This window comes from Pseudomonas sp. NPDC098747, assembly GCF_044760045.1.
GTDB lineage: Bacteria > Pseudomonadota > Gammaproteobacteria > Pseudomonadales > Pseudomonadaceae > Aquipseudomonas.
The window spans coordinates 1-12,341 of sequence record NZ_JBIWAL010000031.1 but is presented as its reverse complement, the minus strand read 5'-3'; the positions used below and the strand labels follow the sequence as shown (position 1 = coordinate 12,341).

Annotated in this window: 12 protein-coding genes; 1 reads left to right on the top strand and 11 read right to left on the bottom strand. The window is 59.3% G+C overall.

The features are described 5' to 3' along the window. Positions 1 to 87: 87 nt before the first annotated feature. The 7 genes from thiO to ACIQVE_RS18600 are packed head-to-tail and all read right to left on the bottom strand — an operon-like array spanning position 88 to position 6,868. Entirely contained in the window at positions 88 to 1,188 is a 1,101-nt protein-coding gene (gene thiO / locus ACIQVE_RS18630; protein ID WP_402810824.1) for a glycine oxidase ThiO, read from the bottom strand. 57 nt (positions 1,189 to 1,245) lie between these two features. Then, on the bottom strand, positions 1,246 to 1,647 hold the full coding sequence (locus tag ACIQVE_RS18625) for a type IV pilin protein (protein WP_047303296.1): 402 nt from the start codon (positions 1,645 to 1,647) through the stop codon (positions 1,246 to 1,248). A gap of 15 nt (positions 1,648 to 1,662) precedes the next feature. After that, positions 1,663 to 4,752 carry a pilus assembly protein gene (locus ACIQVE_RS18620; RefSeq protein WP_402810823.1) on the bottom strand — a complete coding sequence of 1,030 codons (3,090 nt, stop codon included), beginning with the start codon at positions 4,750 to 4,752 and terminating at the stop codon, positions 1,663 to 1,665. Then, positions 4,739 to 5,218, bottom strand: coding sequence for a PilX N-terminal domain-containing pilus assembly protein (locus ACIQVE_RS18615; protein WP_402810822.1), 480 nt, complete (start codon positions 5,216 to 5,218; stop codon positions 4,739 to 4,741). Before ACIQVE_RS18615 ends, ACIQVE_RS18620 begins: the two co-directional genes overlap by 14 nt. A gap of 11 nt (positions 5,219 to 5,229) precedes the next feature. Continuing rightward, positions 5,230 to 5,943 (bottom strand): PilW family protein, encoded by a 714-nt coding sequence (locus ACIQVE_RS18610; protein WP_402810821.1) that lies wholly within the window; start codon positions 5,941 to 5,943, stop codon positions 5,230 to 5,232. After that, positions 5,940 to 6,398 carry a type IV pilus modification protein PilV gene (pilV, locus tag ACIQVE_RS18605; RefSeq protein ID WP_402810819.1) on the bottom strand — a complete coding sequence of 153 codons (459 nt, stop codon included), beginning with the start codon at positions 6,396 to 6,398 and terminating at the stop codon, positions 5,940 to 5,942. The genes ACIQVE_RS18610 and pilV overlap by 4 nt, the downstream gene beginning before the upstream one ends. Further along, positions 6,395 to 6,868: a GspH/FimT family pseudopilin gene (locus tag ACIQVE_RS18600; protein ID WP_402810818.1), complete on the bottom strand. Its 474-nt coding sequence runs from the start codon at positions 6,866 to 6,868 to the stop codon at positions 6,395 to 6,397. Before ACIQVE_RS18600 ends, pilV begins: the two co-directional genes overlap by 4 nt. 130 nt (positions 6,869 to 6,998) lie before the next feature. Here ACIQVE_RS18600 and ACIQVE_RS18595 point away from each other — a divergent pair, with 130 nt between their 5' ends. Then, the gene (locus ACIQVE_RS18595; protein ID WP_402810817.1) at positions 6,999 to 7,568 is read left to right on the top strand and encodes a GspH/FimT family pseudopilin; all 570 of its coding nucleotides are present in this window, start codon (positions 6,999 to 7,001) and stop codon (positions 7,566 to 7,568) included. On the opposite strand, the gene ispH is transcribed toward ACIQVE_RS18595, so the two are convergent. The 4 genes from ispH to ileS form a co-directional block, all read right to left on the bottom strand. Next, positions 7,525 to 8,469 (bottom strand): 4-hydroxy-3-methylbut-2-enyl diphosphate reductase, encoded by a 945-nt coding sequence (gene ispH / locus ACIQVE_RS18590; protein ID WP_042561141.1) that lies wholly within the window; start codon positions 8,467 to 8,469, stop codon positions 7,525 to 7,527. The genes ACIQVE_RS18595 and ispH overlap by 44 nt on opposite strands. Before the next feature lie 243 nt (positions 8,470 to 8,712). After that, positions 8,713 to 9,150 carry an FKBP-type peptidyl-prolyl cis-trans isomerase gene (fkpB, locus tag ACIQVE_RS18585; RefSeq protein WP_402810886.1) on the bottom strand — a complete coding sequence of 146 codons (438 nt, stop codon included), beginning with the start codon at positions 9,148 to 9,150 and terminating at the stop codon, positions 8,713 to 8,715. A gap of 7 nt (positions 9,151 to 9,157) precedes the next feature. After that, entirely contained in the window at positions 9,158 to 9,670 is a 513-nt protein-coding gene (lspA, locus tag ACIQVE_RS18580; RefSeq protein ID WP_402810815.1) for a signal peptidase II, read from the bottom strand. After that, positions 9,663 to 12,341: isoleucine--tRNA ligase (ileS, locus tag ACIQVE_RS18575; protein ID WP_402810814.1), on the bottom strand; the 2,679-nt coding region annotated here is incomplete at its 5' end. The genes lspA and ileS, both read right to left, overlap by 8 nt.

The window sequence follows — 12,341 nt, the reverse complement described above, 5'->3', positions numbered from 1 at the left end:
TGAACATGAATTTGATGTACACCACGGATACTGTGGGAGCGAGCTTGCTCGCGAAAGCGATCTAATAGACGCCTGGAAGATCCAAGGCTAAATGCGGCCAACAGGTGCATACGGCGCCGGATCAATAATCGGCGCTCGCCCCAGCATCACATCGGCAAACAACTGACACGACGCCGGCGCCAGCACCAACCCATTGCGGTAATGCCCGCAATTGAGCCACAAACCTTCAAAGCCCGGCACTCGGCCAATATAGGGAATCCCCTCCGGTGAACCCGGACGCAACCCTGCCCAGTGCCCCACCACTTCGGCATCTGCCAGCGCAGGCAACAGCTCAACCGCCGAGGCCTTGAGGCTTTGCAGTGCCACATCGGTCGGGGTCTTGTCGAAGCCTTCATGCTCCAGCGTGCTGCCAATCAATATGTGCCCGTCGCGACGGGGAATTGCATAGCGCCCCTTGGCCAGCACCATGCTCGGCAGGAAGTCAGCCGCACACTTATAGAGAATCATCTGGCCTTTGACCGGTTCGACGGGCAGCGTCAGATCCAGCGTCTTGAGCAGATCACCGCTCCAAGCGCCAGCCGTCAGTACCACCTGATCACCAGTGATCACACCCGTGGAAGTCTGCACGCCAACAACGCGCTCGCCCTCGCGGACAAAACCGCTGACTTCGCACTGCTCGTGAATGGTCACATTCGGCAACGCCAGCAAGGCTGCTTTCAGCGATTTCACCAAGCGTGGATTTCTGACGTTGGCCACGTCGGCCATGTAGATAGCCCGCGAGAATCCACCACCGAGCACCGGCACCGCATCATGCGCCGCCGAGATATCCACAGCCCGCAGCGGACGGTTTTCCCGTTCAGCCCACGCCAGTGCTTCAGCTTCGTCGTCCAGGTCGAGCCAGTACAGGCCAGTGGTATGGACTTCAGGATCAACCCCGGTGTCGGCAAACAAGCGCTCGCCGAGCTGTGGATAAAAGTCCTGCGACCAATGCGCCAGGGCGGTGACCGCCGGGCGATAGCGCCACGGATACAGCGGAGAAACAATACCGCCGCCCGCCCAGGACGATTCCTGGCCGACATTCGAGCGATCCAGCAGCACCACGCTGCGCACTTCAGAGGCGAGATTGTAGGCCGTCAGCAGGCCAATCACCCCGCCACCGACAATCACCACTTGCTGTTGCCTGGTCATGTTTGATCCAACCGTAAAAAAGACAGTGGGCGCAAAAGGCACCCGAAGATAAGCGCCTCAGCGGCCCCAGCAATCCTTGGTGGTAAGCCCGGTAGTCGCGTTATTCATACTTCTGACACCAGTGTTGGTGAGGGTGAAATCCCCGCACTTGTCGGTGGCCATGGCCGTGCCCGTTTTGCGCGCAGCCGTCAGCAGGAAGGTCTGATCGGTGATCGTCGGCGTGAGGGTGTAAAAATCATTACCCGCGCTCAGACCGGTGATACCGGTGTAGACATTGTTCTTGGTGTAGAAACGTTCGAGGCTCTGCGCCTGTTCCGATAGCAGCGACACCACTTCGGCGCGGCGGCCCTTCTTCACGTACTCGTTGTAGCTTGGAATGCTGATGGTGAGCACAATCCCGATGATCGCAATCACGATCATGATTTCGATCAGGGTGAAACCTCGGTTGGATCTGCGCATGCCTCAAACTCTCACTTACTGTATTTGTCGCCACATGATACGACGACTGCCGCCGCCGCCCTTTTCCACAATGATGGTGATGGTGCCACTGGTGTCGGTCATGCCTTTGCGTTTGCCGTCACTGGAGATGAAGTTCAGCGTCGGAATGCCACCAGTGAATATCACGCCACTGGATATCGTGTCATTGCTGTCGACCAGGCTGTCGGAATTGGTGTCGAGCACGGCATAGTTGAGCATCTTACCGCTGAACGCATCGAGTTCGAGCAGTTTGCCGGTACCGAAACTCGCACAGGGATCGGTGGTGTCGACGCTGGCCGTGGTGAAGACGATACGACCCAGCACGATACTCGCTTGATTGATCACCCGCTCACCGGTCAGCACGTTGTTATACACCAGCGGCAGATACCAGCCCTTCTCCCCCGGATACGTCGTGTCGTTCTGCGTGGTGGTCAGGAATTGCCCGGTACTGCCAGAGAACGAACCGGTAATCGCCTGCGGCTGCAAGTTGCTGACAGTAAGTTGCCCGGACCCGCCGTCGGCGTCCCACACCGAATAGAACGCCTGCAAATCCTTGTTGGCCTTATCGGCGGTTTCGTTGAATTTACCGGTGCCGACGAAGATCTGTTTGCCGCCAGATGCGTTGTCCGCCAGCAAGGGTTGCGCAGTGATCGGCTGCGTCGCCCCGCCCGCCGTGGTGAACAGCGGCTTGCCGGAAAACGCCACGCCCCAGCTGTCAGGCGCAGTGGCACTGAGGTCGAATTTCCACAACCGCCCTTTCAAGTCACCGCCGTAGGCGGCCTGCACCACATTTTGCGAGTTGACCTTGAGCTTCACCGAGGACAAACCGTTGCTGGTGTCCGTGCTGTCGACAACGATCTTTTTGATCAGCGAACCGTCGCGCACATCCAGCACATACAGCGCTGCCAGCCCGGAACTGCTGCCATAGCCGTTGGAGATAAACGCTGCCCAGCGACCATCCGCCAAGCGTGCCACTTCCGGTCGCGCATAGGCATAACCCAGATCATTAAAAGCGTTGGCGGTGTTGGCGATGGCAGGTGCGCTGACTTCCCACAACGCACGCATGACGTTACCTGCGGACGCGTCGAACAGTTGCAACGCGTAGAAGGTTTTACCGCCGGCACCGGTGCCGCCAATGGCCAGGGTTTTCCAGGCACTGTTGAGTTGCGCGTCATACACGCCGACCTGACCGTCGACCAGAAACTTGTGGCTGACGCCATTGATGTAGTTCGGGTCGGCGATCAAGCGCAACGACGGCAACACACTGGACGGCATGTAAGCGTAACGCCGGGTGCCATTGGCCGAGTTGATGACGTTGACGAAACCATCGTTGGCATTCACCACCAGACTGGCGCTCATGTTCGCCGCTTTGGTCGCCAGGTAAGTGCTGTAAGCGGTGTCGCCCGACAGGTCGGAGGCGGTTTTGTCCGCAGGCGAGGCCAGCACTAGTGGTGAGTTGATGATGTCGCCGAGCAATACGCTGCGAACCTTGAGCCCGGTTTTGTTGATGCCTTTGCTCCACTCCACCAGATCAATACCGGTAATACCGGTGGGCAAACCCTGACTGAGTGTCGTCTGCTGTGCGGCGGAAAAACTACCGTAGGCCAGTGTTACGGCGACGTTGCTGGAGGTGTTCCAGGATTGGTAAGTCGGCGCCGTGGCCCCCGGGACAATTGTAGTGTCCGTGTTCCAGAGTGCCGTCGACGTGTTAACGGTTCCGGCCGATGTGAAGCCGAATGCCTTGATAGTGCCGCGCCAATCCTTGGGGTCATAGGTAGTCTGATAGAAATTGCTGCTACTGCTGAGCGTGGTTCCGCTAACGGCCCCGGCACCACCCGAACCGGCCTTGGTGGTGATGTCGCTCAGGGCCGACGACAACGCAGCATTGAGGCCAGTGCTGTCGGTCGCCTGATAGTACCGGCCCTGCCCGTAACTCGCCGCGTCCGAGAGCATGTCGTTGTCAGCGGCGAAGCCCACTGTGTAGGTGTTCATGTTTTGCTTGGGGAAATCCACTGCGTTCCAACTCTTGCCTGCCGCGTCGGTGCCGGTCGAGCGCATGTCGATGTCGAAGGCAAATTTTGCAATGTCATCCAGATACAGCGTATTGCCCTCACCGTCGCCATTGAGGTTGTTGCCGTCATTGTTGACGCCGTCCCAGTTCGGCAGGCGGCTGCCGCCTAACGGGTCGTTCGTCGGGAAGGTACGGTCGAAAGTCGGCAAGCCGTCAGTAATCACCACAGCGTAATTTTTCTGGCAGCGGTACTGAATTGGGCTGGTATAGGTGCTCGGCGAGCTGTTGTAGTACGGCGCCATGCCGCGCATGTAGCGGGTGACTTCGTAATAGGTTTCCGCCAGCGGTGTGTTGGCCACGGCGCTCAGGTTGTTGATCGAGGAGATCAGCGCGTTGTAGTTGGTGTCAGCCTGGGTCTGGGTCACGCTGCCGGAGACCGGCGACAGATCGGCAATGGAACGGGCAATGTAACCGCCATTACCGGGGTTGCTGCTGGTCGCCGGGTTGAACGTCGACAGGCCCATGCGCAATGAGCGGTTGCTGCTGACCAGTGCCGTGGATACGTTGCGTGCGACGTTGATTCGGTAATCGTTGGGGATTGCCCCGGTGGTGAAGTCGCGGGTGCCATTGTTGATCGCAAGGCTGACCACGTACGAAATGTAATCCCCTGAATAGCGGGTATTACCTCCACCCACTGGGTCCGGCAGTTTCAGGCAAAGCGGCGCGATGCTGTTGTTGTAAAACGCATAGGCACCGCCAGAGCAACCGGAGGTCGGCAGGCTCGACAAGAACACTGTATTGCCAGTAATCGCGGGCGCATTCAGGGCCGAGCACAACCCGAGGAACGCATTGCACTCCCGCGCGGGTGGGGGGTCAAGCGTTGGATCGAATCCCGCCGCGTAGATGATGCTGTTCATACTCCCGGAGTCATCGATCAGCAACATGACATTCGGAGCGACTGCCGCAGCACTCAACAGTGGCGAGTCAGACGGCGTGAACGCATAGGCCGGCGCCGCGAGATAGAAACTCAGCAGCATGCCGATCAGCAGAGAAACGCAGCGCTCAAAATTTCGCATAGACACTCTCCACAACGCTACGCGAAGTACCCGCGATGCCGATAGCGGTCACCCGATAAAGCGTCGCCGAGGTGTTGCTCGGCACATTCACGGCGGTCAGCGTCGTGCCGATATTCTGCACGCCATAAAAGCCATTGCCCGTGGCGATCCAGGTCACCCCCGAAGTCGAATTGAGCCCCGCTGCACTGACCACCGATGACTCGGCCGGCGGCGCACATTGCGTCGTGCCGCTGCAAATCGCCAGCGAATAACTGTCCAGTTGCACCGCGCTCTCGCCCACACGCAAAGCGGCTTCGGCGGTCTGGAATGATTGATTGCGCAGACCTACACTGCCGGCCATTTTTTCCTGCAGATTGGCACTCTGCATCGACGACAGGCCGATCATCGTCATCAGCAACAGAAACACCAGACTGACCAGCAGCACCATACCCTTCTGCGTCTGACGCTGATGGAGAGAAATCATCATCACCCTGACCCTCACTGCAAGCGGTTGCGCAAAGCGGCAACCACGTTGAAGGTTTGATTACGCACCCGGTTGTTGGGGTCGGCGAGGGTCAGACTCAGGCGCACGCTGCGAATACGTGCCGGATCGCCCGGATTGGTGCTGTAGCTCGAGGCTGCGACATCCGTCGCGGAACTGGCCAGACCGAACGTCACGTTAAAGGCACTGACGTTATTCACCAGCACCTGCTGGGCCGGGTTGCCGCTGCCGGTCCCCATCAGTATCTGGTTATTGCTGAAGCTGTAGATCAAGCGCCGAATCGGGAAAGCGATCTGCCCGGTCGCTGGACTACGCAGCCCGGTGTAGGCCGTCGCGCTGTTGCGGCAATCGGACAGCACCGTCCAGGTGGGGGTGCCGCCGCTGCCGCCAATATCCGCGGTGACCAGCGTCAGCTTGAGATTGGCGTTATCCCAATTGATCGGCGTGATCTGCGCCGCATTGAAATCCCCGGCATTACTGGAGTCGGTGATAGTGCCAAGGCAGCCGAACATTCCGACCATGCGGATTTCCTGAATCATTTTGCTCAACACGAACCTCGCGTCTTCCTGCATGGCGGCAGCGCTGTTCTGGCTGACATAGGTGTTTTTTGCGGCGATGAAAATCTGCACCACGCCCAGCACCACGATCAGCCCCAATGCCAAGGCGATCAGCAATTCAATCAGGCCGAACCCCCGGTTTTGGCGCTTCATGGTGTGACCACCGGATCAACGGCGGCGCGACTGCTCAGGACGAAACTGCGTTGAGCGTTGGCAGTGTTGGCAGTGTTGGCGGCCCGGGCGTCACTCCAGGTGATGGTGATGGTGTAAACCCGCTGGTTGAGGGTGATGCTGCCCGTCGCGGTCGGCCCACCGAAATTGACGATACTGGTGGTGAAATCGTAGAGATCCTGATCGCGGGCGTTGCCAGGGTTGGCCGAGGTCGGTGGCGTAATGGTGTAATTCGCACCGGAGTTGGCGCGAATGCGGTCCATCATGTCGTAGGCGATGAAACTCGCCTGACTGGTCATGCGTGAACTGTCGGTGTACTTCAGTGCATTCAGTTGCACTGCCGCCGCCCCCAGCAGCCCGACCGTCAGAATCAGCAACGCGACCAGCACTTCGATCAGCGTCATGCCCTGCTGTACGCCTTTGCTCCCTGCCCTCATCCGCAACTTCCACCCAATTGAATTCGTCCGTTCAAACACACGTTGAGCGTCCTGCTCTGCGTTCCCAGCGTGTAGCTGATGACCACCGCCGTTGATGGCGCGGCCAGACCGCCGAGGTTGTTGAAATCCAGCGCGGTCACTCCTGAGGTTAGCGTCAGAGTCGCGCCGCTGCTCATCGCCGGAACAACCCGCAACACATTGGACGGATTGCCAGTACTGTCATAGACCGCCAGTTCACCGGTCCAGACGCTGCCCCCGGCGGTCGGACGCAAGCGCAGGGTCACGCCGCGATTCATGGCCTCAAGCCTCGCGAAATTGATTGCCCGTTGCAGATCGCCCATTTCGGTATCGGCCTTGCTGCTTTGTATCGAACGGGTGAACGCAGGCACCGCCAGCGTAATCAGGACCACGAAAATCGCGATTGCGACCAGCAGCTCGATCAGCGTGAAACCTTTTGTACGATGATCCATCGATGCCCTCCGTTGCCGTCGGCTATACCTGCTTCTACACGCTAGAACATTCAATCAATACATGTCGGTTGATTTACTCGCAGCGGCGCACGGATCGCGTCGCTCGTCACGTTCCACGGAGGGAATTGTCATGACGCAACAAGGCTTCAGCCTGATCGAACTGCTTATGGGACTGGGGATTGGCGCAATTGTTCTGCTGTTGGTCAGTCCGGCGTTTGCCACGCTCACCGAATCGAACCAGCGCGATCAGGCTGCGCAGTCATTGCTCGAAGGCATCCGTAACGCTCGCACAACGGCCATCACACGCAATCAGACCACGGTGATTCACGGCATCAATGGCGATTGGAGCCAGGGCTGGCGGATTATTCTGGATATCAGCGGCGAGGGGCCGGAGGACAGCAGCAATCCGCTGCTGCTGGAGCATGCGAGCGACGCGAAGGTGCCGATTGTCGGCAATTGGTTGGTGAGTCGTTATGTGCGGTTCAGCAGTCTGGGGCAACCACTGATGCCCGGGCGCAAGTTTCAGGCCGGGACGTTGCATATCTGTTCGACTCGCGAGCCGGTCAGCCAGCGCCAGATAGTGCTGGCGGCGACCGGTCGCGTGCGCCTGCGCAGCGAAAAGACCGAACAGGCGCTGTGTCAAAAAGCAAAAGGCGTTAAATCGAACGGACGCGCAGCTCTTTCGGCATCGAAAACGTGATGTTTTCTTCGCGCCCGGCCAGTTCATCGGCGCCAGTAGCGCCCCAGGCGTGCAACTGCTGAATTACGCCGCGCACCAGCACTTCCGGCGCCGAAGCACCGGCGGTGATGCCGATACGCTCGACGCCATCGAACCAGCTCTTTTGCAGGTCTTCGGCGCCGTCGATCAGGTAGGCCGGCGTGGCCATACGTTCTGCCAGCTCACGCAGGCGATTGGAGTTGGAGCTGTTCGGGCTGCCGACCACCAACACCACATCGCATTCGTCGGCCAGCTGTTTGACTGCGTCCTGACGGTTTTGCGTGGCGTAGCAGATGTCGTCCTTGCGCGGTCCACCGATGGCCGGGAAGCGCGTACGCAGCGCATCGATGACACGGCTGGTGTCGTCCATCGACAACGTGGTCTGGGTGACGAAGGCCAGTTTTTCCGGGTTGTGCACCTGCAGTTCGGCGACGTCTTTCTCGTCTTCGACGAGGTAGATGGCACCGCCATTGCTGCCGTCGTACTGGCCCATGGTGCCTTCGACTTCCGGGTGTCCGGCGTGGCCGATCAGGATGCATTCCCGACCGTCGCGGCTGTATTTCGCGACTTCGATGTGCACCTTGGTCACCAGCGGGCAGGTAGCGTCGAACACTTTCAGGCCACGACCAGCGGCTTCGGTACGCACGGCTTGCGATACGCCGTGGGCACTGAAGATCACGATGACGTCGTCCGGCACCTGATCCAGTTCTTCGACGAAGATCGCACCGCGACTGCGCAGGTCTTCGACGACGAACTTGTTGTGCACCACTTCATGACGCACGTAGATCGGTGGCCCGAAGACTTCCAGGGCGCGGTTGACGATTTCGATCGCCCGGTCCACACCAGCGCAGAAGCCACGGGGGTTGGCGAGTTTGATTTGCATGCTGTGCCTCGTGTCTTGCGCGCGAAAAAACAGTGAATAGCTACTGTGGGAGCGAGCTGTTGTGGCGAGGGGATTTATCCCCGATCGATTGCGTAGCAATCGCAAAACAGTCAGTGCTTTCTCATTCGAAATCGCGGTGACCAGACTTGGGGGCGCTTCGCACCCCATCGGGGCGGTGCGACGTTTCGCTAAATCCCCTCGCCACAGAAGCTCACTTTCACATTGACGACCGTGTGCGGTCAGTTACAGCGCTTTGACGGAAAAGATTTCCACATCAAAGGTCAGCGTCTTGCCAGCCAGCGGGTGGTTGAAGTCGATGGTCACTTGCGCGTCATCGAACTCTTTCACCACACCCGGCAGCTCAGTATTGGCCGCATCGTTGAAGATCACCAGCAAACCGGGCGACAGCTCCATATCGGCAAACTGCGGGCGCGGGATGATCTGCACGTTCTGCGGGTTCGGTTGACCGAAAGCGTTTTCCGGCTCGACCGTCAGCGTACGCTTGTCGCCAGCCTTGAAGCCGAACAGCGCCGCTTCAAAGCCAGGCAACAGGTTGCCGTCGCCGACTTTGAAAGTCGCCGGAGCTTTGTCGAACGTGCTGTCGACCGTGTCGCCGTTCTCTAGGCGCAATGCAAAGTGCAAAGTGACTTCCGTGTTCTGGCCGATGCGTTGCTCAGCCAATACCTGTTCAGTCATGAGCGGCCTCTTCGGTTTTCTTGGATTTGAACATGTCCAGTGCCAGCATCACCGCGCCAACGCTGATTGCGCTGTCGGCGATGTTGAACGCCGGGAAGTACCAGCGGTTCTGCCAGTGCACCAGAATGAAATCGATCACATGGCCCAGGGCTACGCGGTCATACAGATTGCCCAGCGCACCGCCCAGCACCAGCGCCAAAGCGACGGCAAGCCAGGTTTCGTTGCGCCCCAGGCGCTTGAGCCAGACCACCAGCACCGCACTGACCACAATCGCGATCAGGGCGAACAGCCAACGCTGCCAGCCGGAGCTGTCAGCCAAAAAGCTGAAAGCAGCACCGGTGTTGTAAGCCAGGGTCCAACTGAAGTAATCCGGGATGATCACGATCTGCTGGAACATTTCGAGCTTGTTTTCAAAGTAGAACTTGCTGGCCTGGTCAATGACCAGGACCAGTAAGCTCAACCAGAGCCAGCTCAACCGTCCGAAACGGCCAACGGCATTAGGCATAGTGACGAACCTCGCCAGCGCCGCTGATGTTGTCGACGCAACGACCGCAGATTTCCGGATGCTCCGGGTTCACGCCGACGTCTTCGCGGCAGTGCCAGCAACGGGCGCACTTGGCGAAGGCCGATTTGACGATTTTCAGCTTCAAGCCGCTGACTTCGGTAGCGACCGCGTCGGCCGGAGCCTGCACGAACGGCGCAACGCTGGCGGTCGAAGTGATCAGGACAAAGCGCAATTCGTTGCTCAGCTTGGCCAGATCGGCGCTCAGCGCTTCTTCGGCGAACAGCGTCACTTCGGCTTGCAGATTGCCACCGACAGCCTTGGCCGCGCGCTGGATTTCCATTTCCTTGTTGACCGCGACCTTGACGGCCATGATCCGCTCCCAGTATTCGCGGCCCAGTTCGAAGTTCTCCGGCAGTTCGCTCAGACCTTCGTACCAGGTGTTGAGCATTACCGATTCGTTGCGCTCGCCCGGCAGGTATTCCCACAGTTCGTCGGCAGTGAAGGCGAGGATCGGCGCGATCCAGCGCACCAGCGCTTCAGAGATGTGGAACAGCGCGGTTTGCGCCGAACGGCGCGCCTTGCTGTTGGCGCCAGTGGTGTACTGGCGATCCTTGATGATGTCGAGGTAGAAACCACCCAGCTCCTGCACGCAGAAGTTGTGGATCTTCGAGTAGACGTTCCAGAAACGGTATTCGCCGTAGTTCTCTTGCAGCTCGCGTTGCAGCAGCAAGGTGCGATCCACCGCCCAACGATCCAGCGCGAGCATTTCTTCGGCCGGCAGGATGTCGGTAGCCGGGTTGAAGCCGGTCAGGTTGGAAAGCATGAAGCGCGCGGTGTTACGGATACGACGGTAGGCATCGGCACTGCGCGCCAGGATCTGCTCGGACACGGCGATTTCGCCGGAGTAGTCGGTTGAAGCGACCCACAGACGCATGATGTCGGCGCCCAGGGTGTCGTTGACTTTCTGCGGCGCGATCACGTTGCCCAGCGATTTGGACATCTTGCGGCCCGACTCATCGACGGTGAAACCGTGGGTCAGCAGTTCGCGGTACGGCGCGTGGTTGTCGATGGCGCAACCGGTCAACAAGGACGAGTGGAACCAGCCGCGGTGTTGGTCCGAACCTTCCAGGTACAGGTCGGCACGCGGGCCGGTCTCGTGGCCCATCGGGTGCGAACCGCGCAGGACGTGCCAGTGCGTGGTGCCCGAATCGAACCAGACGTCGAGGGTGTCGCTGATCTTGTCGTACTGCGGCGCTTCATCGCCCAGCAGTTCGGCGGCGTCCATCTTGAACCAGGCTTCGATGCCTTCGACTTCAACGCGCTTGGCGACTTCTTCCATCAATTCAACGGTGCGTGGGTGCAGTTCGCCGCTTTCCTTGTTGAGGAAAAACGGGATCGGCACGCCCCAGTTGCGCTGACGCGAGATGCACCAGTCCGGACGGTTGGCGATCATCGAGTGCAGACGCGCCTGACCCCAGGCCGGAACGAACTTGGTCTCTTCGATGGCTTTTAGCGAGCGCATACGCAGGGTGTCGCCGCTGACTGGCTCTTTGTCCATGCCGATGAACCACTGCGCGGTGGCGCGGTAGATCAGCGGGGTCTTGTGACGCCAGCAGTGCATGTAGCTGTGTTCGATGACGGTGGTGTGCATCAGCGCACCGACTTCGGTCAGTTTTTCGACGATGGCCGGGTTGGCCTTCCAGATGAACTGGCCGCCGAAGTATTCCAGCGTCGGCACATAAACGCCGTTGCTCTGCACTAGATTGAGGATGTCATCGTTGACCATGCCGTATTTCTTGCAGGTCACGAAGTCGTCCACGCCGTAAGCCGGGGCGGAGTGAACCACACCGGTGCCAGCGCTCAGGTCGACGTAGTCAGCCAGGTACACCGGCGACAGACGGTCATAGAACGGGTGACGGAAGTTGATCAGATCCAGCTCTTTACCGGTGGTGGTTGCAACGACCGAACCTTCCAGGCTGTAACGCGCCAGGCAGGCTTCGACCAGCTCCTCAGCCAGCACCAGCAACTTGTCGCCGACATCAACCAGTGCGTAGTTGAATTCCGGATGAACGTTCAGCGCCTGGTTGGCCGGGATGGTCCACGGGGTGGTGGTCCAGATCACGATCGAAGCAGGTTTGCCCAGCGACGGCAGACCGAACGCGGCAGCCAGTTTGGCTTCGTCAGCAATCGGGAACGCAACATCGATGGTCGGCGATTTCTTGTTTTCGTACTCGACTTCCGCTTCAGCCAGAGCCGAACCACAGTCGAAGCACCAGTTCACAGGCTTGAGGCCCTTGAACACGAAACCGCCCTTGACGATTTCGGCGAGGGCGCGGATTTCACCGGCCTCGTTCTGGAAATTCATGGTTTTGTACGGGTTGGCGAAGTCGCCCAGTACGCCGAGGCGGATGAACTCGGACTTCTGCCCTTCGATCTGCTCGGTGGCGTATGCACGGCACAGCTCGCGGGTCTTGTCCGCGCCCAGGTTCTTGCCGTGGGTCACTTCAACCTTGTGCTCGATCGGCAGGCCGTGGCAGTCCCAGCCCGGCACGTACGGCGCATCGAAACCCGACAGGGTTTTCGAGCGGATGATCATGTCCTTGAGAATCTTGTTCAGAGCGTGACCGATGTGGATCGTGCCGTTGGCGTACGGAGGGCCGTCGTGCAGGAC

What these genes read in the sequence shown, in the direction of transcription:
- pilV (WP_402810819.1), bottom strand. Translation starts at nt 6,398, where the DNA reads ATGAGGGCAGGGAGCAAAGGCGTACAGCAGGGCATGACGCTGATCGAA.
- ACIQVE_RS18595 (WP_402810817.1), top strand. Translation starts at nt 6,999, where the DNA reads ATGACGCAACAAGGCTTCAGCCTGATCGAACTGCTTATGGGACTGGGG.
- ACIQVE_RS18620 (WP_402810823.1), bottom strand. Translation starts at nt 4,752, where the DNA reads ATGCGAAATTTTGAGCGCTGCGTTTCTCTGCTGATCGGCATGCTGCTG.
- thiO (WP_402810824.1), bottom strand. Translation starts at nt 1,188, where the DNA reads ATGACCAGGCAACAGCAAGTGGTGATTGTCGGTGGCGGGGTGATTGGC.
- ACIQVE_RS18615 (WP_402810822.1), bottom strand. Translation starts at nt 5,218, where the DNA reads ATGATGATTTCTCTCCATCAGCGTCAGACGCAGAAGGGTATGGTGCTG.
- ACIQVE_RS18610 (WP_402810821.1), bottom strand. Translation starts at nt 5,943, where the DNA reads ATGAAGCGCCAAAACCGGGGGTTCGGCCTGATTGAATTGCTGATCGCC.
- ACIQVE_RS18625 (WP_047303296.1), bottom strand. Translation starts at nt 1,647, where the DNA reads ATGCGCAGATCCAACCGAGGTTTCACCCTGATCGAAATCATGATCGTG.
- ispH (WP_042561141.1), bottom strand. Translation starts at nt 8,469, where the DNA reads ATGCAAATCAAACTCGCCAACCCCCGTGGCTTCTGCGCTGGTGTGGAC.
- lspA (WP_402810815.1), bottom strand. Translation starts at nt 9,670, where the DNA reads ATGCCTAATGCCGTTGGCCGTTTCGGACGGTTGAGCTGGCTCTGGTTG.
- ACIQVE_RS18600 (WP_402810818.1), bottom strand. Translation starts at nt 6,868, where the DNA reads ATGGATCATCGTACAAAAGGTTTCACGCTGATCGAGCTGCTGGTCGCA.